We start from the raw sequence: 21914 nt of genomic DNA, 5'->3' as shown, positions 1-21914 counted from the left end.
CGCTTTTGAAAATTCGATTGAACAGAGAGAATTAACCTAGGGTGAAAGTCTCTTCATCAGCGGGGATATCTCCAGCTGGCTTGGAAGGCTGGGACTGCTCCTTGGTGGGAGCGCTTCCCTTCCCGTCACGAAGAGCAGCCTTGATGGACATCTTCACGCGACGCTTGTCGTCGATGCCGATACACTTGGCTGTGACGATGTCGCCCACCTTGCAAACGTCCTCGGTCTTGTCGACACGCTTCTCAGCAAGCTCGGAGATATGAATAAGACCGTCCTTGCCGGGCAACACTTCCATGAACGCTCCGAAGTCCTTGGTGGAAACGATGCGGCCGGTATAAATCTCGCCCACTTCGATTTCCTTGAACATGCGCTCGACCATTTCCTTCGCGCGCTGGAGGCTTTCGCCCTTGCTCGCGTAGATGCGGACGGTGCCGTCGTCCTCGATGCTGAGGTCGGCGCCAGACTCGGCCTGAATGCCCTTGATGTTCTTTCCGCCAGGTCCAATGAGTTCGCCAATCCGATCGGGGTCGATCTTGATGGACTCGATGCGAGGCGCGTTCTCAGCAAGCTCACCAGGAGCGCTGATGCTTTCCGCCATTTTCGCCAGAACAAGTCCACGTCCACCAATTGCTTGGTCGATGGCTTCTTCCAAGATGCTTAGAGGCAGACCGGGAAGCTTGAGGTCGAGCTGGTAACCAGTAACGCCGGCTTCGGAACCACAAAGTTTGAAGTCCATATCGCCGTAGAAGTCCTCGCTGCCGATGATGTCGAGGAGGGTCTTGTACTGCTGGATTGCTCCGTCTTCGGTGGTCTCGGTCACGAGGCCGACAGAAATGCCTGCTACGGGACGCTTGAGAGGAACACCCGCGTCGAGAAGGCTCATGACGCCCGCACAAACGGTTGCCATCGAGGTCGAGCCATTGGACTCCATGACCTCGGAACTCACACGCATGGCGTATGGGAAGTCGTCCTCGTCGGGAAGGACGGGAACGATGGAACGCTCGGCGAGCGCGCCGTGACCAATCTCGCGACGGTTGAGACCACCCATGCGGCCAGTTTCGCCCACGGAGAAAGGAGGGAAGTTGTAGTGCAGGATGAAGCGCTTCTCGCTTTCGCCACCGGCGTAGTTGTCGAGATACTGGCGCTCGTCACCAGGAGCCAGGGTCGCGATGCCCATTGCCATGGTCTCACCACGGGCAAAGATGGCAGAACCGTGAACCTGAGGAAGGCTGCCGACCTCACCGAAGAGAGGACGAAGGTCTTCCGGCTTGCGGCCGTCGGCGCGAAGACCTTTTTCCATGATGGAAATTCGGAACGCTTTCTTCTGAATGTATTCGAAGACCTGCTCGATTTCGAACTCGGTCACTTCGGGATGCTCGGCCTTGATGGCAGCTTCCACTTCGTCGCGAAGGGCTCCTACTTTCTTACCGCGCTCAACCTTGGAGGCGGCGTAGATGGCGTCTTCGATACGGTCACCGGCAACGCGGTAGCCAATCTCGAGGAGGTCTTCTTTTGCAACGCAGACTTCGTATTCGCGCTTGGCCTTACCAGCCTTGGCGGTGAGCTCTTCGATAGCAGCCACAATCTTGGTGACTGCTTCTTGGGCAAAACGAAGAGCGGCTTTGAAGTCCTCTTCAGGAATTTCGTTGGCAGCCCCTTCGATCATGATGACGTCGGTCTTGTTACCAACGTAGACCAGGTCGAGGTCGCTTTCTTCGCGAGTCTCGTGAGTCGGGTTGATGACGAACTCACCATTCACACGGCCCACGCGCACGGCACCGATAGGGCCAGCGAAAGGAATGTCGGAAAGGCTGAGAGCGGCAGAGGCACCGTTCATGCTCAAAACGTCGGCGTCATTGATGCCGTCGGCGGAGAGCAGAAGGGCGACAATCTGGGTGTCGTAGAGATAACCCTTTGGGAAAAGGGGGCGCAGCGGACGGTCAGTCATGCGGCAAGTGAGAATCTCCTTCTCAGTAGGGCGGCCTTCACGCTTGAAGTAGCCACCAGGAAAGACGCCCGCAGCGGAGGCCTTTTCCTTATATTCAACGGAAAGTGGGAACCAGGTCTGCCCGGCACGCACTTTGGTTTGGGATACAGCGGTGACCAGGATTACGGTCTCGCCACATTGCACGGTAACCGCGCCATCGGCCAACTTGGCCAGTTTTCCGGTTTCGATAATCATGGGATTCTCACCCACCGGAATTTCAATTTTTTCTATGTTCATCTTCTTGTTTTCGTTCGTCATTCAGAAGGCCGCCGAAATCAAACAGGCGAGCCCAACGGCTCGCCCATGAATTTGGTGCCAAAAGAAACGGCCCCGATTGATTGAATCGGAGCCGTTCTGAAAGGGGTTAGCGGCGCAGTGACAAGCCTTTGAGGCAGGCTTGATAGCGGTCCTCGGACTTCGCCCGGAGGTAGTCGAGCAGCTTCCGGCGCTTGGCCACCATCTTGAGAAGGCCACGGCGGGACGAGTGGTCCTTTTGATGGGACTTGAGGTGCTCGGTCAGCTCGCGAATGCGGCCAGTAAGAACTGCAATCTGGAAGTCGGCGCTACCAGTATCGTTCTCGTGTTGCTTGTAGGAAGAGGTATCCACGGCTTCCGCCAGGATCTTTGCTTTCGCAGCTGCTTTGTTATCTTTTACTTCGCTCATCTTGAGTCGTACGCTTCAAGCCAGCGGAATTGCCAGCCTGCCCTTTGTGCGGGGAGGACGGAAGAAAGCGTAGAATGCACCCCGATGCAATCCGAAACTGCAAGGAACAGGAGTTTTTCAAAATCAAAGCTCCTCCCCTCGGACGCTTCGCCAAAACACCCCTTAAAAACTGAGGATTAGACAGTTAAACCTACCTCAACGAGAGCGAAAAACTCTCCTTCAACCACCAACGAAGAAAAACCCGGCTTCGCAACGCGGAACCGGGTGGGATACGGAAAGAAGTTCTCCAGCTAGCTGGAAATCCCAATCTACCATGGCTTCTTCACCACGATGAAGCCGGATCGGACAGCCTGATAACAGACCCCTCCCACAACATAGTAGGTTTTTCCACGATGGGATACCCGGCGGTGGTTGCGAGGCAACTTGACCACCTTCTTGCTGTTTTGCACCCGGTATCCATGGCTTCCGTGATGGATTGTTTTTTGCACCACTACCTTGTTCGTTGAACGGTTGTCGTGGCGGCGAACGTCCTTGTCGTCATGCCGGGCTTGTGCACTTGCACTCAAGATTCCGGAGACTGCGATAGCGATTATAGTTTGGTATTTGTTCATCTTTATTTGCTTTGGTTGCAGAGGATCAAACAACCGTTTGAATGGGGAGTCGCAGAAATTTCGGGATTCTTTTATTCAGATTATTTTCATCTTTTTTTTCGTGTGTTCCCTCTGGGAGAAGAGGAGAAAATGGCGAATTTTCAATGGAGACTTCTTGATGTAAATTGGCTACGTGCCAGCAATCCTTGCCTTCTTTTTTCTCACCGCCGTGACTCTAACAGCTCAGGAAAAGTGGCCGATCCGATTGCAAGCGCCTCAACCCGCCTTGAAGCAGTTGCCTGACAAGGAAGGTGTGCAAGCTTGGGAAACAGCCCACTACCTGATGAGCTGGGAGGGAGAGGTCTCTCGCCCCCATCTCAACGATCTCGCTCGCGTTGCTGAAAGCGTTCCTCTCCTTTTTCGTCAACTGCCCCTTCCCCTCTGGGCCCCGCCAAAGGGAGGTAAAGCAGAGATTAGAATCTGCAAAGACGAGACCAGTTTTGTTGCTCGTGGAGGGCCAATTGGAGCGGCAGGTTTCTATCACGGAAGGCAAGCCACGGTCTTGATCCGTGGCGACTTGCTCCTTAACCCGCCACAGGCCCGGGCCACAAGACTACGCATCGGACCTGACGGAGACCTATTGGTGCACGAGCTCTGCCATCTCGCAATGCACCGCTACCACAACCTTCCCCCTTGGCTTTCCGAGGGACTCGCCGAATATTTTTCCTGTAGTCATCTCGGCAAGGGGGCTTTCAACTTTTCAGAGAGCACGAGACGAATCCCACAGCACATTCGCAAATTCTATCCTGTCGAACGATTCCCCATCCTCGAACTCCCATCTCTGCAGGCTCTCACCTCCCTGACTTCACGGGAATGGATTCGGTCCAACAATACAATGGATGCAAACGAGCGATACCGCCCGTATGCAACGGCGCTTCTCCTGATCCACTACCATCTTGAAGGAGGCCCGGAACGGAGAAACGAACTCTCCAACTACCTCACTGAAAAACTAACCAATCCAAGGATCCAAACGAATCCCCCTCCCATCATCGCCAATGATTTGGAAGAGCGGTTGGCCAAGTTTTGGAAACCAAAGGGACTCTCGATTCGTTTCAGGAAAGAATAAGCCAACCTTATTTCTGAAAACAAAAAGTCAGGTAGGCAGTGGAATCTAGTTCGCGAACCAGCATTCGTCGGGGCGTTTCAAGCCCAGCCCAACTTTCCAAAAAGAGAAATTCCTCCCGTTCGTCATTGAAGCCGACAATCACAGAAGCATGGAGGGGTGCCTTTTCGGTAGGCAAAGCGGAAGGTTCAATGGGTCCCCAGTCGGCCTCTGCCCCCGACGCGACCTGCCGAGTGATGGAAGAGTGCAATTGGTCACGCTCCCGATCCCAACGACGCCAAACGATTACCGGCAGGCCCTCGCGCAAGCTGCGCTTGACCATGGCAGTATCGAAGCGATTCAAGCGCTTCATTTTCAGCCCCGCTTCGCTGGCCACAGAATTATAGAGTGAAAGCATCTGGGAGCCCGCCGCCGAGCCGGTGTTCTGGAACTGACCAGCACAAGCCAACCAGTCCTCGTCCAGATGAAGTCCCAGGTAACGCCCTGACATCACGAGGGTATTGAGACCACAATAAGGTCGATATCCTTGGGGAACCACCGCGAGTTCCGAGAGAAGCAGATCACCGTTTTGCTTTTTCTCCACTCGGTCCTTTAACCAGTTGGAGTAGGCCCGGCTATCGAGCTCGGCCACCTCGCGGTCCATCCAGGTCTCGGGCAATGATTCACTCGACGACAGAGACACTCGCACCAACCGGTCCTTGCCATGAAAGAGTCGTGCAGTCACCCCATCCCACTCGAACTGCTCCACCTCGGCACGAATCGACCGACTCTTCCCAAAGCGTATCTCGCGAGTTCGTCCCGTCCCCCGCTGCTCCAACTGCTCTCGAATCGACTCGTAGCTCTTCTCATGAAGTTCCGCGAATTCTTGTTGGCGGAGAGCCATTTTCTCGCGGAAAAAATCCACTTTAGCTCGAGCACTCAAGTTCTCAGGAGCTTCCTCGCTGAAGTAGCCAAAATAGGATCCCGCATCATTAAAGGTGATCTGAATTTCCTCCAGCTTCTCTTTCCGCCAGAGACCTCTCACGAGCAAAGCCTCTTGACCAAAGACCTTCGGCCGCGCCAACAGATAGGCCGAACGCGTCCCCGGAACCGAGGCCTCGTCCTGCCATTCCCCGGGCAACTCCCCCACCCCACCGGCGGCTGCCGCAATCAAAGAATCGGTCAAATCTCGCCCATTGAACGGACTCTCCACATTCGCGATTCCGCCAAAGACCGAATTGGGAATCGCCTGAAGCGACGGGGAAAAGAGAAGAACGGTAAGGAGCAGCAAAGAAATCTTCATGGCCTATCGCAACACGATAGCCCCTCTCCAAAATATTTCAGCAAAAAGCGCTCACCTAGGTAGCGGGAGCAATCTTCTGCAGCAGAAGTGCCAGAAGAAACCCGCCAAAAGAGACCAGCGGAAAGACCAAAGCTTGCGAGGTGGTCAGTGCAAAATCCCATTGTGTAAAGCCAATCGCCAGCGGCAGCGCGAAGATGAAATCAACAAGACAAATGTTGGCGAGAAGAAGCGAAACTCCCTTTCCCACCGATTTCTTCATGGCCAGAATTCCCGTAATGAGAAGAACCAAGAACGGGACCAACGAAAGAGCGCTCCAAGCCGGAAATTCAAAGACCAGAAAGTGCGAGTGTCCGATCACCACCAGAGACATAAACAAGATTCCCAACACGCGATTCAGTTGTGGCACCACGGGCTTGGACTCCGCTCGCGCAAAAAGCGAAAGTCCGGCCACATACAAAAGCAGTCCGACCGCGAAGATCGAAACGGTCTGAGTCTGAAACCAAACCTCGGAATCGTAGGACATTCCTTTCGGGGCCAACTCCGCCTTGTCTTCGGTCCCTTCTCTCAGTCCTAGTATCTGAAAGTGATTCGACCACGAGTTGGGGTCCCACTTTTGAGCCACAAAACCCAGAGGGTAAAGCAAGGCTCGACAAAGTCCCATCGGGAGAACTCCCCAGGCCGTTTTCTTGTGAATCCAAGTGTAGACGAGGATGGATGCAACGATCCACCCCGCTATGAAGAGAGCCCCAGTTCCAATTACAAAGGCGCAAACTACCCCAAGGCACATCAAAGCCAGAGATGCCAACAACATCGCCAGCGGTTTCAACCGCTGGGATGGGATGGCGCGCTCGGGTCGATTCTCCGCATCCCACTTGCGATCCGCCCAATCGTTATAGAAGCATCCTCCTACATAAAGAAAACACCCAGCCAAGCAGGGAAAAAGGAAAACCGGATCTTGTCCGAAGTTCCGCAAAAACATCCCCAGTCCACAGCCTAACAATACGTTGCTAACGACAGAGGGAAGGTTCGCGACCCGACCTGCCGCGAGAAGGTCGATGATGGTTTGCTTTCTCATTGCGAGCTCACGGTGTTGAGCACCCACTGAAACTCCCGCACAATCTGGCTCGTCAGATCGCTTTGCAGCCCATCTGGCAGAACTCCCCAAGTGTAGGTTTCAATCTCGAAGTGATTGCAAAAATCGGGATGCTCCCGACGGTAAGCGAGCATATCGACGGCATGGGATTGGGTCGTTCCCAACGGGGCCGCCGCCTCCGAATAGAGCGGAACATGGAAATGACATCGCGCTTGATCTTGCCCATCCAGGGTCCACTCGCCGGATTCCAGATTCTGGTAAAACTCCGGAAGGTCGCGCACACGCTTGAGCCCATCCTTGCCACTGACAATCACCTGGTGGAGATAAGTCGGCTCGTCGAAACGCTTCAAAGATTCCAAAGAGTCAGCATCGTTCGGATCAAATGTGAGAGCTGAGGAAAGGTGGACTTTGGAAATACGAATCCCCGCCTTGTCGAAGGCCTCCAACGAAGGGCGGCATTGGTCGAACTCCAGCGCGAAGTGACAGCAATCGTAATTCAGACCAATCCTTCGCTTCACAAGATCGACATCATTGACGGTGGCTAGAAATCGTTCGAAGAAAGCGAGAGTCTCCGCAGTGTTCTCAAAGTGACCGAGAGGCTCCGGCTCCAATCCCAGATGAAGGTCTTTTCCGCTCTTTTGAGCAAGAGCATCGATATAGACAGCACACTCCTCCAAGTGTCGGAAGATCACCCCCTCGTCAGCGCCAAACTCCTTGAACGAGCCCGGCAAGGTGGAGACCGAGCCCCCGCAATCCTCAGGAGCTAACACGGCGATGATATCGAAAAGTTGTTTGGTATAGTTCAGGCGCTCGACCGTCGTCCAGTCCGGCTGATAGACTTTCTCCTTCACCCGGGTGCCATGGAAGTCCCCATAGGGAAAACCGTTGATGGTGAAGACATAGGTCTGAGTCTTCCCCAGCCAACTCGCAAAATCCGCCAATCCTCCCCCCTCTAACAGCTCTTTGGCCGCTCGAGCAGACAAACGCAATCCGATGGAAAAAGGCCCCTCGATCACCCCTTTCTCCTGCAGCTGATCGCGAACGGCCAATACGTCGCTTTCAAGGACATGAAAAGTGTCAGCCCAGCTTTCAGCAGGGTGAATATTGGTGCAATAGGCGAGGTGATGTTGGTCGAAGCGCACGGCCAAAGACTAAAGCGGAGGTCCCGCTGGGCAAGCGGGAATCCGAGGAACAATGGAGAGAGAGTTCTCTTTGTTTGCCTCCTTCGGGCTAGAGCTTGAAGTTGGGGCTTTGACTGAGAAACTTGTGGGGATTCTCATAGATCACCTTGTCAATAATGGCCTGGGCATGTTGCCGCTTGCGCATCTCGACGGCGCATTTGATCACCGCCAGAGGATCTGAAATCCCCCAGTCACAGGCCGAGTTCATCCAGATTTTTTCCAATCCGAACGTCTCCAAAATGTCGATGGCACGGGCAGCGGTGCACTTGGACTCTGGGTAGAGAGTCATTCCCGCCCAAAAGCCCGCATCCAAGACCAGTCCTGCAGTGTGCTCCTCGACGTGGTCGACGATCACCCGATTGGGATCGACCTGCGCATTTTTCAAGGCGTCGAGAATCATCTTCGTGCCCTTCAACTTGTCCTCCAAATGAGGGGTATGAATCAAAATCGGCAGGTCATACTTCTTCGCGATTTCGACATGCTCTTCGAAGATCGCCAACTCGTTGCGAGTGTTCTTATTGAGTCCAATCTCGCCTATCCCGAGCACATTGGGCTTGTCCAAGAATTCCGGGATGATCGCCATCACCTCGCGGGCAAAACCAGCATCCTCCGCCTCCTTGGGATTGATGCAAAGCCAAGTGTAGTGGGGCAGACCAAATTTGGCCGCCCGCGCGGGTTCATATTCCGTCAGTTGCCGATAATAATCATGAAAGCCATCAACCGAGGCCCTGTCGTATCCTGCCCAAAAGGCGGGCTCGCAGAGGGCGACACATCCGGCTTGGACGATCGCTTGGTAATCCGCTGTCGTGCGGCTGACCATATGGGCATGAGGTTCAATGTAGTTCATGAGGTAATATTATGCAGAATCGGGATGAAACAAGAGGACGATCTCCCCCTTGGCCTGATGATCACGAAAGTGCTCGAACATTTCTTTCGCCGGACCGGCGTGAATGGTCTCGAACTTTTTGGTCAATTCACGCGCAACCACCACATGCTGATCGGGTGCCAACTCCGACAGAATCTCGAGGGTAGACATCACCCGGTGGGGAGATTCGAAATAGATCGCGGTTTCGTCTTTTGCCAATGCGGCGGAAAGCTCTTTCCCACGTTTGCCCTTCTTCACAGGAAGAAAGCCACCGAATCGGTGCGGATAAGGAGGTAAGCCGGACGCAACCAAAGCCGTGATGGGAGCCGATGCCCCCGGCAGAACAGTCACCGGCAAATCGGCTTCCTTCACCGCACGCATCACGCGAAAGCCCGGGTCCGAGACCAGCGGCATCCCCGCGTCCGATACCAAAGCCATGGTCTCGCCATTGCGAAGCTTGCTCAAGACCTCGGGGATTTGCTTTTCCTCATTATGGTCATGCAGGGCCATCAAGCGGGCGTTGATCTCGTAGTGATCTAACAAGCGCTTGGTATGACGGGTGTCTTCGCAGGCAATCCAATCAACAGATTTTAAAACCTCAAGAGCGCGCAGAGTGATATCGCCAAGATTGCCGATAGGGGTGGGAACGACGGTCAGCATAGCAGTTGTTAGAATCCGTCGGCCAAGCGTGCGACCAATGAGATGGAAGCCCGTTGGATGGCGTCATTAATCGCAGACTGTTGGGCTGTTTGCAGATTAGGGTCGACGAAAAAGCTGGTTCGGCCTGACGAAACTCCGGAATCCAGCACTTTGAGCGGATTGGCTGAGTCGATAACCTTCCACTTCAAACTCACCTTCATCGATAGCTCTTCAGGACGAAGGCGATTGGCCTCATAGGTCCGGATGGCATCGAAGTCGACTTGATAGAATTCAACTTCCAAAGTCGCATCCGCATTGTCGGCTGTGCCAAGGCGATAGGATCCATCCCGCACTAAAGCATCGACCACCCCATTGGTGACAAATGCACCCGCGCGGGGAATTTGAGTTAAATTTTTCGCCAAAGGAACGTGAATTCTTTCCACATGCGCCATGGCATCCGGCTTCGTTCCCCCGAGCTGATAGCCTGTGCACGAACTCAACAGGAGAGTCCCAGCCAACAGAATAAATGAAAGGACGACTCTCATCCCCTAACGTTTGAGCTCAGCCAAGCGGGCTGCCGCACGGTTGCGCAAGTCACTGGGAGCCGCTCCATCGACAACCTCCTGGTAATAGTAGGAGGCAGAATCCAGTTCGCCTTTTTTGCGATAGAATTCAGCCACATTGTATGAAGCCTGCAGATCCCGAGAGCCGATGGTCGCAATGCGCTGCTTGGCCTGAGCAGTCGAAGGTGAATTGGGATAAGCCAAAAGCAAATCGCGGTATGCATTCTTGGCTCGCTCCAAGTTGGCCTGATCCTGATTGCCCTCGCGAGCCTGCTTCAAGAGAATTTCTCCTATGCGGAACTGAGCGTCCGGTGCGACGCTCGAGTTGGGGTAATCATCCACAAGTTTCTCGTAGGCCGCAATTGCAGCCACCGGATTTTTGCGAGACTCATTGACCTGTCCAATCATATACTGGGCTCGAGGTGCTGAATTGGCGCGAGGCGCGTTGTCCCGAACCTTTTCCAACATCTCAACGATGGTTTTTCGCTCCAACCTAGACTTAAGCCCCAAGAAACTCGTGCGAATGTCCCCTTTCGCCGCCGCATGCGCGACCGCTTCCTGCTGCGCAACCGCTTGAGCGTAGAGCGGATCGCCGGGATGGCGTTCGATGAACAATTGATAGGAATCGAAAGCGTCTGTTTCATTTCCCATCGCCGTCAAAATAGCTGCTTCGCGAAAACGAGACTCCGCAGCCCGCTTGTCCGCAGGATAATCGCGCAAAAGAGCACGATAGTTCTTCAACGCTTTTTTGGACTCCCCTGCAGCTTCCCACCCTCGTCCGGAATCGAACAACGTGGCAGCCTGAGGATTATCCCCTCTGACCGTTCCCTGCAGAGGCGGTGCATCCCCCTTGAACGAACTGCAACTTGTCAGCACACCCAGGCTCAAGAGCATCAAGCATTTCTTCATGGCCTAAACATGGCGGCTATCCGGCCTCCTTCCAAGCGGGAAAACAGGCAGTCTCCCACCTGCCAATCCTCCATCCCGACTTACGGGATCCACTCATTGATGGTGTAGTAACACTTGGGGTGCCAGAGAGCAGAACCTTCGGCGCCTTTGATGCCGGATGCGTCCAACTCGTGGACGTGACCTTTCACTCGCCCTTCTACGGTGAGCTTCACGGAAAGTTTGTCCGCGGCGACCTCCGCCTTCACCACCTTGGGCTCGGCTTGATCCACTTGAGGGCTTCCGTAGGATTTTTGGTAAATATATGTCCATGCGGCCATTTGATAGGAAGATGGATTCCCCGCCGTGGCAGCATCTACAGGTTTAGTAAAAGTCAGCTCCCAACCGTCTTTCGTGAGCTTCATCTCTTTCATCTCGAAAGGGACCTTGCCCTTCCAACGGGTCCGCTCGAAGGTGAAAGGTTTCCCTCCTCGTGCGGCCCAGCCCCGGTTGGTCCCACCAACAAAGAGAGTTCCATCCTCACTCAAACGGAGTGGAACGATCCCAGAGCGGTAGCCTTCCAGAAAATGCCAAACCGCCCCCTGATAAACTCCATTCACTTTCTCCAAGAAGACTCTCTGAACCTGAGAATGAGTTTGTTCGCCGACTAGCGTCTGGCCGCTAAAAGGTCCAAACTGACCACCCGTTTGCTCGGGAATCACCCCGGTAGGCGACTGCCCGATTAAACCATGAGGAAAAACGACAGCTGGCGGGACGAGCTCTTTGATTTTCTTTCTCTCAGATTCAATTCTTGACCCACTTTCCGGGGTTCCCGGGTCCTTGAGCACATTCTGGAGGGAGGCGTATTTGTTTCCGACTGGATTGCCCATGAAGCCGCCAATCTTCATATGCTTCAACGAGGAACTCCCATTCCACAGGCCCTGATTGTCGCAGTAGAAGGTATCTCCAGCCGCATTGAACCCGATTCCTCCTGGCGAACGAATGCCGTTGACCGTTGGAATCGCTTCCCCGTCGGGAGTAATACGAAATCCCCAACCGCGGAAAGGTGAATCATCAGCTGCAGCGCCGGATCCCGTTAGACACAGGGCCACCCAAACATTGCCGTACTTGTCAGGATCAGTTCCAAAGGCGTATTCGTGGTAGTTGCCATTAATTCCCCAGGGAGCGGCCACTGTAACAAACTCGTCAGCCCGCCAGTCTCCATCCAAATCGCGGATCTTGGTGACCTCTGGTCGCTGCGTGAGCCACAGCCAGCCATCACGCCAAAACATCCCAAAAGGTTCGTGAAGACCTTCAGCAAATTTGGTCCATTTGACTTTTGAAAGGTCCTCCTCATAAGCCCCTTCACAAATCCAAATATCTCCCCGGCGACTGGACACTGCAACACGCCGTTCGGGTAACAAAGCTATCGAGCCCAACTCAAGAAATTCGCCCTCCGGAGTCGGAATGACCTCAGTCTGATAATACTCTTCGGCCGATACAAATCCACCGCTCATGACCGCGAAGGCTCCTAACAATCCTCTTTTCATCCTCTTCAAAATTTCAATTTTTTCCCACTATTTCCAAACGTAACGCAATCCAATCCGATTTTCACCGGGCTTTAGCTTCAACTCCAGGATCACCCCATCGTTTGTTACCTTCGTCTGCACTGAATCACATTTGGCGACTTCCAATCGCACCCCGTTTCCGAGTTCAAACGAGTGGGAGCCCAGAGATTTGGCTCCTCCAGCACTCAACCTCATTCTGATGTCTTGAGGCGGACTGTCACCAGCAAGCAGCTTGATGTTGCGCACCAATTCACGCCCTTGAACCGCCTCGGGTTTATCGAAGAACTGAATCCCCGCAACCTCATAGCGAAACTCGGGCTGCCGCTTGTCGTCTAGCACATACCCGCGAAAGCGTGGCTTCAGCTCGTTCTGCCAAGCCTTCGGCCATTGAGATAGCTCTCCGGCCGAGAGAGCGAAAGCCGGACCAACCCCGAAGCCGAGAACACGCCGCCCACCCGGTGATTGAAAGCCCTGCCCGCGACCGGTCCAATGCAGACCAGCGTCGATAAAGTCCCCGGTCCAAGCAAGCCCCAGTCCGAGCTCATCAGCACTGAACGCCAAGTTCACTCCCCCCGGATAACCCACCCCGATCGCTCGGGCTGTCGTTCCTTTGATAAAGTTGCGATAAATTCGCGCTTCATCCTTCACTACAAGTGGGATGGAAGGCGGTGCGGACGATTTCTTGGTTTTATCTTTCGTAAAATAGACCCATTGCTTGCCCTTTCGCATCCCTAGAGCAATCCCCTCTTCCCCCTTGTACTCGAAATATTCCAGTCGAATCTTGGAAACTCCCGGCTCCAAAAGCACGCGGCCCTCCCGTGTGCGACCCATCGCACCAATGCCCTTCACCTCAGTGACCTTCTCGCCGTTTACGAAGAGACGAGCTCCATCATCAGAGTCTAACTGAAAGGTGTAGTCGCCGCCGTTTTCGACATTGAATTCTCCTTCCCAAACGACGGCAAAATGATCCTTTTCCCCCAAATTACTGAGGTCAAAATACCCCTCGGCCTCTTCTTCAACAGCTGATGGCTCCAACTTTGAGAAGTCGGGCATCGATTTAAATTCCCCCTTATAAACGGTCGCTATCAGATGCTCCACCGGCCCCTTTTGCGAAGGTAGCGGCCACTTATCGAGCAGCTGGTTGGCCTTCCACATTTTCTGCTGACTCGCGGTGCGCTCTCTAGCCTTTTTTACGAACTGAGCGTCCACTCCCTTTTCCTTGTTTCCCCAAGAACCACGAACATAAGTGACGATTGCAGCGATTTGTTCGTTACTTAGCACCCCTCCCTGAGGCGGCATTGCGAGATTATAGGATTTCCCAGAAACGCTCACGGGGCCCTCCAGGCCATGAAGAACAACTTGAATCATTCTTTCTGGATCCCCCTTGACCCACTCACTGCCCGCAAGAGGAGGAAACGCTCCTTCGCCAGCGCCTTTGCCGTCTGGATTGTGACAAGCACCACAAAACATCTCATATTCAGCCTTTCCCTCCATTCCGAAGGTCAATGGGCTGAATGACCCGATCAAACTGAAGAGTAAAATTTTCCTAATTGCCATTTGTTGTCAGAGATTACGCAGTATTCCTCAGAAAACTAGCGGACGAAACTTAACAAAATTCGTCACGGTTTCCAATAAATTTCGATTCTCCCCCCCCAAGAGATAATCACAAAAAAACCGCCTGCTTCCGAAGAAGCAGGCGGCACTGAAATCAGTTGATTGCTAGAAGACTAGCGACGACGGCGAACAAGTCCACCAACGAGCGCAAGACCCGCAAGAAGAGCCGAAGATGGCTCAGGGATAGCAGCCAGTCGTAGTCCATACGCACCATCAGTTGCGCCAGGTCCCGCAATCGCGGAAAAATCGCCTTGAACATTGCCAGACTCTGGTGCAGCCAAAGTGACTAAACTCGAATTATTAAAAGTTTCGGTAAAAGCACTTGCTGGAGGAGGGGTATCAGCCTTCGTGAACGTCCCTACTAGGTCATATGCACCAAACTGAGTGCCGCTTTCATCGGAAATCAATACAAAGAGGTTAACGCCAGTTAACTCGCCCGCGTTGGGAGTATCGAAAGAACCCGAAATAAGACCACCTGGAAGAGCTGTCGAGCCATCCAAAACAAGACGATCAAGAGGGGCTGTTGCGGAAAGCGTCAAAGCCTCGTCAAAGGAAGTCGGGGCGACTCCAGAATAAAGGCTAATCGCGCCGGAAGCCAAAGGAGCTCCGGAATTATCAAACAGCAACACGCTATTTCCACCTCCGAACGAGATGTTATCAAATGTAATGGAGGCAGCAAAACCGGAAAGAACAGAGCTTCCGAAGATTGCAAACGCTAATAGACTAATTTTCATATATTTTGTGTGTTAGAATAATTTAAATAATCCCCAGGCAACTAAAGCCCAGCATAGTAGCTTGGAGTATTTGCAACAACCGTAGTGCCAGGAGTCTTGCGCTCAATAAAGAATGCACTTGGCACAACTACCTCTGAAGAGTCGCCGGAAAAAGGAGAAGAAGTCGGACGCCAAACGCTAGCAGTTGAGTTAAAGAAGTATTGATTAAACCCACCCGCGCCATCCGGCAGCCAGACAATATCAGCAGCAGTAGCATTAAAGCTACCAGTGAGAGTCGCCTCCAAACCGATTGTACCAAGCGTAACTCCAACAGGCCCTGGATTCGCAGCAACATTGAAGCCCTGCATGTTCGATACCGCAGTAGCACCCTCCTTGAGATCACCCGAAACAGTCACTGAAGGACTTCCCGACTTCACCTCAACAAACATCCCGTCTGGGTAAAAAACAGGCACAGGTTCTGCTACCGCGAATGGAGCATTGGTAGGACGAAACTGACTTCCGGTAGTAGAATAGAAATACTGATTGAATCCGCCCAGCCCATCAGGAATCCAGACAATATCAGCAGCAGTAGCGTTGAAACTACCAGTCAGGCTCGTACCAAAAACATCCTCGAGGGTAAGAGCCTCCCTGATGGAATATTCGGCTGCGCCAGTAACCAACCCTCCCGCAGTCAACGAAGTGGCAGTATTACCGGAAATTTCAGCAACAGCACCAGCTTGAGCACCAGACTCAACCTCTAGCAAGTAGGTCGCTTCCGCATCAACCAACACAGCGGCGAAATCCGCATCATCGTCGGTCAAATCCGACTCGAAAGTACCACTAGCCACAGGCTTACTATGGAGAGTAACACCAAACAGGTTAAATCCAGTCTGAAGATTTTCGGTAGTATAACCCACAACGGGGCTTGTTGCCTGACCGAAGGCAGAGGAGCAAAGGCCCACTGCGATGGCCACTGATTTCAGTGTAGTCATTTTCATGATTTTTATTCGTAATTTTTTGCCAGAATCATTCTGGACTTGGGTGGTCTTATTTGTATTCCGCAGGCAATCCACGGGCACTGTAGCTACCGTGATGCCAACGAGTCAATTTTTTTTTGGATAAGAACTGAAAAACTTTTTCTTTAATTTGCCTTAAATAACGGGAGTTAGGCACTCTGCAGCGAGTTCATTGCTCCCCGCTTCCAAAGCCCCACGGTCCCTACTTTTTCCTAAAAAAGCGGCTTCCACGAGTTCCTCTTGTCGTGTTATTCCCGAACCGTTTCCTATTATAGAACGTGGCAAAAGACGGAATGCGCTTTGAGCCTTTCTTAGTAGGCCGCATGACTACCGCCACTTTGCTCCAACTCCTCAACAAGCGCGGAAGCCAATGCCACCATTGCCTGGTAATCGTTGAGGTCCATAATTCCGTTGTGCGAATGGATGTAGCGCGCAGGGACCCCCAACACAATACAGGGAACGCCGGTATTCGAGAGATGAAATCCGCCCGCATCAGTTCCACCACTTCTTCTCACCGTGACCTGATGCTTGATTCCACGCTTTTCTGCGATACCCAACGCCAAATCAACTAGTCGAGGATTCATGATTGCGGAAGGATCATGAAGTCGAATTTGCACCCCTCCCCCGAGGATTCCTTGGCTCATTGATAAATCCTGCCCCGGGGTATCATCCGCCGGCGGGCCCTCGAGGACGATCGCGACATCGGGTTCGAGCTCATTGGCCAAGGTTCGGGAGCCCCGAAGACCGACTTCTTCTTGAACTGTCCCCGCGACTACCAGATTGCCCTTCGAACTCTTCATCAAGGCCTTTCCAACCTCGATTGCACCAGCCATCCCGACCCGATTATCAAAAGCCTTGGCCAAATAGCGATCTTTGTGAGCTGTGGGCTGAAAGGAACTCACTGGAGCTACCGGATCACCAACCCGTATTCCCCAATCTGCGACTTCCTGCGCAGAACTGGCCGCTACGTCGATGAACATTGCGTCCAGGTCCTGAACCTTTCCGCGTTCTTGTGCTGTTAAAAAGTGCGGCGGCTTGGAGGCAACAACCCCGAGAATTTTGCGTCCGGAACGGGTTTTCACTTCGACGCGCTGAGCCAGCAAATTGTGACCCCACCACCCTCCCACCGGAACGAAGGTCAAATAACCCGCCGGATTGACTGCCTGAACACGGAAACCAACTTCATCCATGTGTCCTGCCACAAGAATCTTGGGGCCGCTTTTGGCAGCACTAGATTGACAGTATGCTGAACCCAGACGATCGCTCCCCAATTCCCCATACTCGGAGAGTTCTTTCTGAAAAATAGCCCTGACTTCATCCTCAAAGCCTGGGACAGAGTGAGCTTCAGTAAGTTGACGGAGAAGTGAGATTGAGTAGTCGGACATGGCCGGGATACTGCCAAAAACACCTCACGTGGCGATAGCAATTTCGCCAAATTCAACAACCCCACCCAGCTTCCGAGGCTACCGCTGAAGCTCCCAAATCTCGACCACACGGTTTTCGGCCTTAGCTCCAAACCGAGAGGTCTCGCCGAGATACACGGACTCGACTATCTGCCCTCTTCGAATCAATCCTTGCATTGAGTCCGCTGTATTGCGGGCCCTGAGGCTACCCAACTCCCTGTTCAATTCCTCGTCGCCTCCCGTGTCGGCAAATCCAACTGCGAGGAGCAAGGAGTAGTCTTGAGTGTCGGCAACCGCGACACGAATGGCATCGAGGTCGTCGCTCCCGACGTGAGCACTTCCGCTCCCAAATTTCACCCGAACCAAAGAGCGCGCGCCCAACTCACGAGTCAACTTTTCCCTCGCGGCTGCCAAAGCATCGGACTCAAGCCCTTCCCACGCGAGCATTTCGGCACAAACCTGTCGAGCGCGGGGCGTCAAACCTTGGGCGACCCCTTCGGGAACGGCAGAATCATCGCCCTCGGCCATTTCCTTCTTCATGCGCTCGTCCATTTTCAGGAGGCGAATCTCCCGCTCCAAATCTTCGACTCGTTTCACTTTCTCAACTTCAGCCTCGATTCGCACCTGATTGAGTTTTCTCTTCCACTCGGCCTCCTTGCGAGCAAGCAACTTGTCCAAGTCCGTCTCTTTCTTTTCCACTCCCCCTTCTTTGGCAATTCGCAACTCTTCACGGAGTGCGGCCCTTTCCTTTCTCAGTTCGGCAGAACGGGTCCGCTCCTCTTGGAGCTGCCGATTGACAGCCCTCACATCTTTAACGTCCCCGTTGCCGATAAACCACCCCATGCCACCCGCAACTGCGACCACACAAAGCAAAACGACAATCTCCATCAACAAAGTGAGGAACTTTTTCTTGGGTCTTCTGCTTGGGGGATCTTCCATGACGCTCGTTAAGAGTGAGCGAGGTTAGACGAAAGAGAGCCAGGAGTCCACACCAAGACAAAGTGATGACAGCGCTGCCCTCCAGCCCAAGAAAGGAACCGGCCGTTCATCCTCGACTCTCAACCGGTCTTTCTCCAATCTCCCCCAACCCAACCATGCGTGCCTACCTCGATCTCCTAAAACATGTTTTGGACCACGGTGAACCCCGCACAGACCGCACTGGCACGGGAACGATTTCGGTTTTTGGACACCAGAACCGCTACGATCTTCGCGAGGGATTTCCTTGCGTGACCACCAAAAAGCTTCACCTCCGCTCTATCATTCATGAGCTTCTTTGGTTTCTACAGGGCGATACCAACATCTCCTATTTGAAAGAAAATGGAGTGTCCATTTGGGATGAATGGGCGGACGAAAATGGCGATCTCGGCCCGGTCTACGGGCAACAGTGGCGCTCATGGCCAAAACCTGACGGAACGACAATCGACCAGATTGCGCGGTTAGTGGACTCACTTAAAAACAATCCCCATTCGCGGCGCCACTTGGTGTCGGCATGGAATGTGGGTTTGGTGGACGAGATGGCCCTCCCTCCCTGCCACCTGTTGTTTCAATTTTATGTTCACGATATCGACTCCGATAAACCAGGGCTTTCCTGCCAGCTCTACCAGCGTTCGGCGGACCTTTTTTTGGGAGTCCCTTTCAATATCGCCTCATACGCCCTGCTCACCCAGATGATCGCTCAAGTCTGCGGATATGAGCCTCGGAACTTTGTCCATACCTTCGGAGACTTGCACCTCTATTCAAATCACCTCGAACAAGCCCGCAAGCAGCTGGGTCGCGAACCCCGGCCACTTCCTCAAATGAAACTGAATCCTCAGATTAAAGACATCGACGGGTTCTCTTTTGAGGACTTTACCCTCACCGGTTACGATCCCCACCCTGGCATCAAGGCTCCGGTGGCAGTGTGATTCATTTTATTCAAAAGCGCCCCGCCACTTGCGTGGTCAGAAACCAAGTCACCACGGGGGAGAGCAGCAGCATTGCCCAACAGAGCGGATTGGAAATCGCTTGCCCGAATTTTCCTCGCAGGAAAAAGCCGAGTAAAATCATGAGGCAAAGAAAGAAGATGTAAGTCACAGACCCGACCACAACTCCGAAGATGATTGCCATCAGCGAAAGCTCGAGGGACTGCCCGAAAAGTACGCTCCCTGATGCGACCACCCCCGCTATCATCGAAAGAAACAAGCTGGCATTATATTTGCGAAGAGCCGTCTCCTGCTGCTCGGACCGAGGTTCCTTCATCTCCCAGCCTTTTCAATTCTTCCGCTGGCTAGCAATTTCAAAGTGAGAAATTTCGTGCCTTGCGCGGCGATCCGCTGCATCAATCGGGTATGAAACTCATCGCCATCGTTGCCCACGACCCCAATCGCCTCATCGGTGCGGATGGAGACCTTCCTTGGCACCTGCCGGAAGACTTGGCCTTTTTCAAAAAGACCACCAGCGGACATCCCATCGTGATGGGTCGCAAAACCTTTGAATCAATCGGACGCCCCCTCCCAAAGAGGCAAAATATCGTCCTCACTCGAGACCACAACTGGCAGGCGGAGGGAGTCACCATCATTCATACGCCCGCTGCCTTGAATACTGTTGATTGGCAAAAGCCAGACCCTGTTTTCATTATTGGAGGCGCCGAGGTCTACCAGCAATTCTTACCCCTTCTCGATGAGTTAATGGTCACCTCGGTCAAAAAAATTTACCAAGGCGATACATACTTTCCCGAATATTCAGAACAGTTCATTGAGGCGGAAACTCTCCAAGAGAACGAGGAATTTTCGGTGATTCGCTTTGTGAGAAAAGCCATTCTCTAATGCTGCCACCTCAAGAACTCATCCCAGATGCCGCAGGGAACTAACCCAAGGTCATCCCAACCGGACAGTGGTCGGAACCCAGCACTTCAGTGTAGATCTTGGGGTCCTTGACGCGTGATGCAAGAGCGTCCGAAGCATTGAAGTAGTCCAGACGCCATCCCACATTCCGCGATCGCGCGCCGCCCCGATACGACCACCAGGAGTAAGCTCCTTCGACCCCCGGATGAGCTGCCCGGAAAGTATCAACAAACCCCGCCCGCATCATGGCATCGAACCCCGCTCTCTCCTCATCGCTAAAGCCCGCGCTCATTCGATTTGCCTTGGGTCGGGCGAGATCAATCTCCGTGTGCGCCACGTTCAAGTCGCCACAAAAGATAACAGGCTTGCGAGTCTCCAACTCCTTGCAAAACGTCAGAAAGTCCACATCCCACTGCTGGCGATAGGGCAAACGTCGGAGCCCGTCTTGCGAGTTGGGAGTATACACAGTCACGAGGTAAAATTCATCGTACTCCGCTGTCAAAACCCGGCCCTCGGTATCATGATGAGCAATCCCCAAATCCGGAGTCACCGCGATTGGCGCGGTTTTGGAAAAAATAGCCACTCCTGAATACCCCGCCTTATCCGCACTATTCCAAAAAGGCTGATATCCCCCGAATTCCAACGGCAAGTCCACCTGCTCCTCGCGCGCCTTGGTTTCCTGCAGACAAAGGACATCCGGCTGTTCGGCCGCAACAAAATCGGCGAGCCCCTTGTTCAGCGCCGCACGCACTCCGTTCACGTTCCAAGAGATCAACTTCATGCTGCTGATTCTAGCGAAGGCGGCAACGAAACAAGCCTACAAACTGTCCATTGTCAAAGTGGCGGAAGATCTCCCCAAGCTTGTTCGTAGACACGCAATGTCTCTTGAAAACCTTTCACCCAGCCGCCGCCGATTCCTCTCCTCCGCCTTGGGCACCAGTATCGGATTAACCGCCCTTTCCTCGGGGCAAGAGCCGGAATCCAATCCCCAGCCCACGGCTCTCAAACGCGCGCCACACGTTTATAAATTTCAGATTGGCGATGCAGAGGCTTGGTCGATCTCCGACGCCTACTTTCCCCTTCGCGAAGGCCTGGGACTGATGTGGCCGGAAGAAAAGCGCCCCGAAATGGACGCTCTGCTCCAGGAGGAGGGACGCCGAAAGGAGGATGCCGTTCCTCTCTACGTCAACATCCTCGTAGTTCGCACGGACAAGGAGACCGTAATTTTCGACGCCGGATTCGGCGGAAAGGAAAACGAGCGCATGGGCTGGTTGACGAGCGGACTCGCCTTGGCCGGTATTTCTCCTGAATCCATCACTGCGGCCTTTCTCAGCCACTCCCACAGCGACCACCTCAATGGCTTCGCACGCGAGGGAAAGCCCGCATTTCCCAACGCCGAAATTCATCTCTTGCAATCGGAGATCGATTTCTGGCGGAGCCCTGAACCAGATTTTTCCGAAACCAAACGCAATCGGAAAAACCTCCCGAACATGATCAAGACCGTTCGCAACCACTTTGATATGCTGGAAGAGGTTCTTACTCCGCACAAGCAGGAAACCACCACCCTCTTGGGAGGACTTGTCACCATTGAGCCCGCTCCCGGCCACACGACCGGACATGCTTGTTTTCGCATCCGTTCCGGTGGCGAAGAATTTCTCCATCTCATGGACCTTGCGCATCACGACCTGCTCATGTTTGCCGACCCCAATTGGACCATCGCCTTCGACCACCATCCCAAGCAGTCGGTCGAAACCCGCAAGGTCTTCTGGAGCGAGGCCGCGGCTAAAAAAACCCGTTGTTATGGCTTCCACCTCCCCTTCCCCGGGATTGGCACCATCATCGAGACCGGCCCGGGCTACCGCTGGGCGGCGGAACCTTGGCGTTGGTAGAGGACCGCACTCTAGTT

The 21914-nt window shown here is 53.5% G+C and carries 22 protein-coding genes; 4 read left to right on the top strand and 18 right to left on the bottom strand.

Annotation, left to right across the window (positions count from 1 at the left end; all coding sequences use genetic code 11):
- Positions 1-31 precede the first annotated feature (31 nt).
- From IE099_RS11855 to IE099_RS11845, 3 genes are all read right to left on the bottom strand, one after another.
- Entirely contained in the window at positions 32-2224 is a 2193-nt protein-coding gene (locus IE099_RS11855) for a polyribonucleotide nucleotidyltransferase (protein WP_189570151.1), read from the bottom strand.
- A gap of 127 nt (positions 2225-2351) precedes the next feature.
- Positions 2352-2651, bottom strand: coding sequence for a 30S ribosomal protein S15 (gene rpsO / locus IE099_RS11850; protein ID WP_189570150.1), 300 nt, complete (start codon positions 2649-2651; stop codon positions 2352-2354).
- A 308-nt stretch (positions 2652-2959) separates the two neighbouring features.
- Positions 2960-3262, bottom strand: a complete 303-nt coding sequence (locus IE099_RS11845) for a hypothetical protein (RefSeq protein ID WP_189570149.1) — start codon at positions 3260-3262, stop codon at positions 2960-2962.
- A 172-nt stretch (positions 3263-3434) separates the two neighbouring features.
- Here IE099_RS11845 and IE099_RS11840 point away from each other — a divergent pair, with 172 nt between their 5' ends.
- Positions 3435-4367: a DUF1570 domain-containing protein gene (locus tag IE099_RS11840; protein ID WP_189570148.1), complete on the top strand. Its 933-nt coding sequence runs from the start codon at positions 3435-3437 to the stop codon at positions 4365-4367.
- A 7-nt stretch (positions 4368-4374) separates the two neighbouring features.
- Here the strand turns inward: IE099_RS11840 and IE099_RS11835 are convergent, their stop codons facing one another.
- The 13 genes from IE099_RS11835 to IE099_RS11775 form a co-directional block, all read right to left on the bottom strand.
- Positions 4375-5646: a cysteine peptidase family C39 domain-containing protein gene (locus tag IE099_RS11835; RefSeq protein WP_189570147.1), complete on the bottom strand. Its 1272-nt coding sequence runs from the start codon at positions 5644-5646 to the stop codon at positions 4375-4377.
- Between the two features lie 55 nt (positions 5647-5701).
- The gene (locus IE099_RS11830; protein WP_189570146.1) at positions 5702-6721 is read right to left on the bottom strand and encodes a UbiA family prenyltransferase; all 1020 of its coding nucleotides are present in this window, start codon (positions 6719-6721) and stop codon (positions 5702-5704) included.
- Positions 6718-7881, bottom strand: coding sequence for a metabolite traffic protein EboE (eboE, locus tag IE099_RS11825; RefSeq protein WP_189570145.1), 1164 nt, complete (start codon positions 7879-7881; stop codon positions 6718-6720). The genes IE099_RS11830 and eboE overlap by 4 nt, the downstream gene beginning before the upstream one ends.
- 88 nt (positions 7882-7969) lie before the next feature.
- Positions 7970-8767 carry a TatD family hydrolase gene (locus tag IE099_RS11820; protein WP_189570144.1) on the bottom strand — a complete coding sequence of 266 codons (798 nt, stop codon included), beginning with the start codon at positions 8765-8767 and terminating at the stop codon, positions 7970-7972.
- Between the two features lie 9 nt (positions 8768-8776).
- Positions 8777-9445 carry a 16S rRNA (cytidine(1402)-2'-O)-methyltransferase gene (gene rsmI, locus IE099_RS11815; RefSeq protein ID WP_189570143.1) on the bottom strand — a complete coding sequence of 223 codons (669 nt, stop codon included), beginning with the start codon at positions 9443-9445 and terminating at the stop codon, positions 8777-8779.
- 8 nt (positions 9446-9453) lie between these two features.
- Positions 9454-9969, bottom strand: a complete 516-nt coding sequence (locus IE099_RS11810; protein ID WP_189570142.1) for an LPS assembly lipoprotein LptE — start codon at positions 9967-9969, stop codon at positions 9454-9456.
- Positions 9970-9972: 3 nt separating this feature from the next.
- Positions 9973-10896, bottom strand: a complete 924-nt coding sequence (locus IE099_RS11805) for a tetratricopeptide repeat protein (RefSeq protein WP_189570141.1) — start codon at positions 10894-10896, stop codon at positions 9973-9975.
- A gap of 80 nt (positions 10897-10976) precedes the next feature.
- Positions 10977-12422 carry a DUF7133 domain-containing protein gene (locus IE099_RS11800; protein WP_189570140.1) on the bottom strand — a complete coding sequence of 482 codons (1446 nt, stop codon included), beginning with the start codon at positions 12420-12422 and terminating at the stop codon, positions 10977-10979.
- A 27-nt stretch (positions 12423-12449) separates the two neighbouring features.
- A complete protein-coding gene (locus tag IE099_RS11795; RefSeq protein WP_189570139.1) occupies positions 12450-13997 on the bottom strand; it encodes a c-type cytochrome in 1548 nt (515 codons plus the stop codon).
- Between the two features lie 170 nt (positions 13998-14167).
- Positions 14168-14788 (bottom strand): PEP-CTERM sorting domain-containing protein, encoded by a 621-nt coding sequence (locus tag IE099_RS11790; RefSeq protein WP_189570138.1) that lies wholly within the window; start codon positions 14786-14788, stop codon positions 14168-14170.
- Positions 14789-14829: 41 nt separating this feature from the next.
- Complete coding sequence (locus tag IE099_RS11785; RefSeq protein WP_189570137.1) at positions 14830-15765, bottom strand: hypothetical protein; 936 nt, start codon at positions 15763-15765, stop codon at positions 14830-14832.
- Positions 15766-16094: 329 nt separating this feature from the next.
- On the bottom strand, positions 16095-17168 hold the full coding sequence (locus tag IE099_RS11780) for a M42 family metallopeptidase (protein ID WP_189570136.1): 1074 nt from the start codon (positions 17166-17168) through the stop codon (positions 16095-16097).
- Positions 17169-17246: 78 nt separating this feature from the next.
- Positions 17247-18125, bottom strand: a complete 879-nt coding sequence (locus IE099_RS11775; protein ID WP_189570135.1) for an OmpA family protein — start codon at positions 18123-18125, stop codon at positions 17247-17249.
- A 155-nt stretch (positions 18126-18280) separates the two neighbouring features.
- Between IE099_RS11775 and IE099_RS11770 the strand changes: the two genes are divergently transcribed.
- A complete protein-coding gene (locus IE099_RS11770; RefSeq protein ID WP_189570134.1) occupies positions 18281-19090 on the top strand; it encodes a thymidylate synthase in 810 nt (269 codons plus the stop codon).
- A gap of 10 nt (positions 19091-19100) precedes the next feature.
- Here the strand turns inward: IE099_RS11770 and IE099_RS11765 are convergent, their stop codons facing one another.
- On the bottom strand, positions 19101-19424 hold the full coding sequence (locus tag IE099_RS11765; RefSeq protein ID WP_189570133.1) for a hypothetical protein: 324 nt from the start codon (positions 19422-19424) through the stop codon (positions 19101-19103).
- 89 nt (positions 19425-19513) lie between these two features.
- On the opposite strand from IE099_RS11765, the gene IE099_RS11760 reads away from it, so the two are divergent.
- Positions 19514-19990, top strand: coding sequence for a dihydrofolate reductase (locus IE099_RS11760; RefSeq protein ID WP_189570132.1), 477 nt, complete (start codon positions 19514-19516; stop codon positions 19988-19990).
- A 40-nt stretch (positions 19991-20030) separates the two neighbouring features.
- Here IE099_RS11760 and IE099_RS11755 read toward each other — a convergent pair whose 3' ends face one another.
- Complete coding sequence (locus IE099_RS11755; RefSeq protein WP_189570131.1) at positions 20031-20789, bottom strand: exodeoxyribonuclease III; 759 nt, start codon at positions 20787-20789, stop codon at positions 20031-20033.
- A 97-nt stretch (positions 20790-20886) separates the two neighbouring features.
- Here IE099_RS11755 and IE099_RS11750 point away from each other — a divergent pair, with 97 nt between their 5' ends.
- The gene (locus IE099_RS11750; RefSeq protein WP_189570130.1) at positions 20887-21897 is read left to right on the top strand and encodes an MBL fold metallo-hydrolase; all 1011 of its coding nucleotides are present in this window, start codon (positions 20887-20889) and stop codon (positions 21895-21897) included.
- The last annotated feature ends 17 nt before the right edge of the window (positions 21898-21914 follow it).

Origin of the sequence: Roseibacillus persicicus, from assembly GCF_014651675.1 — a bacterium.
In the GTDB taxonomy this organism is placed as follows: domain Bacteria; phylum Verrucomicrobiota; class Verrucomicrobiia; order Verrucomicrobiales; family Akkermansiaceae; genus Roseibacillus; species Roseibacillus persicicus.
The sequence above is the reverse complement of the archived record's forward strand: the minus strand, read 5'-3'. Positions and strand labels throughout refer to the sequence as shown.

Excerpts from the sequence above, each read along its gene's own strand:
- IE099_RS11855 (WP_189570151.1), bottom strand. The coding sequence starts at position 2,224 with ATGAACATAGAAAAAATTGAAATTCCGGTGGGTGAGAATCCCATGATT.
- rpsO (WP_189570150.1), bottom strand. The coding sequence starts at position 2,651 with ATGAGCGAAGTAAAAGATAACAAAGCAGCTGCGAAAGCAAAGATCCTG.
- IE099_RS11845 (WP_189570149.1), bottom strand. The coding sequence starts at position 3,262 with ATGAACAAATACCAAACTATAATCGCTATCGCAGTCTCCGGAATCTTG.
- IE099_RS11835 (WP_189570147.1), bottom strand. The coding sequence starts at position 5,646 with ATGAAGATTTCTTTGCTGCTCCTTACCGTTCTTCTCTTTTCCCCGTCG.
- IE099_RS11830 (WP_189570146.1), bottom strand. The coding sequence starts at position 6,721 with ATGAGAAAGCAAACCATCATCGACCTTCTCGCGGCAGGTCGGGTCGCG.
- IE099_RS11820 (WP_189570144.1), bottom strand. The coding sequence starts at position 8,767 with ATGAACTACATTGAACCTCATGCCCATATGGTCAGCCGCACGACAGCG.
- rsmI (WP_189570143.1), bottom strand. The coding sequence starts at position 9,445 with ATGCTGACCGTCGTTCCCACCCCTATCGGCAATCTTGGCGATATCACT.
- IE099_RS11810 (WP_189570142.1), bottom strand. The coding sequence starts at position 9,969 with ATGAGAGTCGTCCTTTCATTTATTCTGTTGGCTGGGACTCTCCTGTTG.
- IE099_RS11805 (WP_189570141.1), bottom strand. The coding sequence starts at position 10,896 with ATGAAGAAATGCTTGATGCTCTTGAGCCTGGGTGTGCTGACAAGTTGC.
- IE099_RS11800 (WP_189570140.1), bottom strand. The coding sequence starts at position 12,422 with ATGAAAAGAGGATTGTTAGGAGCCTTCGCGGTCATGAGCGGTGGATTT.
- IE099_RS11795 (WP_189570139.1), bottom strand. The coding sequence starts at position 13,997 with ATGGCAATTAGGAAAATTTTACTCTTCAGTTTGATCGGGTCATTCAGC.
- IE099_RS11790 (WP_189570138.1), bottom strand. The coding sequence starts at position 14,788 with ATGAAAATTAGTCTATTAGCGTTTGCAATCTTCGGAAGCTCTGTTCTT.
- IE099_RS11785 (WP_189570137.1), bottom strand. The coding sequence starts at position 15,765 with ATGAAAATGACTACACTGAAATCAGTGGCCATCGCAGTGGGCCTTTGC.
- IE099_RS11780 (WP_189570136.1), bottom strand. The coding sequence starts at position 17,168 with ATGTCCGACTACTCAATCTCACTTCTCCGTCAACTTACTGAAGCTCAC.
- IE099_RS11775 (WP_189570135.1), bottom strand. The coding sequence starts at position 18,125 with ATGGAAGATCCCCCAAGCAGAAGACCCAAGAAAAAGTTCCTCACTTTG.
- IE099_RS11770 (WP_189570134.1), top strand. The coding sequence starts at position 18,281 with ATGCGTGCCTACCTCGATCTCCTAAAACATGTTTTGGACCACGGTGAA.
- IE099_RS11765 (WP_189570133.1), bottom strand. The coding sequence starts at position 19,424 with ATGAAGGAACCTCGGTCCGAGCAGCAGGAGACGGCTCTTCGCAAATAT.
- IE099_RS11760 (WP_189570132.1), top strand. The coding sequence starts at position 19,514 with ATGAAACTCATCGCCATCGTTGCCCACGACCCCAATCGCCTCATCGGT.
- IE099_RS11755 (WP_189570131.1), bottom strand. The coding sequence starts at position 20,789 with ATGAAGTTGATCTCTTGGAACGTGAACGGAGTGCGTGCGGCGCTGAAC.
- IE099_RS11750 (WP_189570130.1), top strand. The coding sequence starts at position 20,887 with ATGTCTCTTGAAAACCTTTCACCCAGCCGCCGCCGATTCCTCTCCTCC.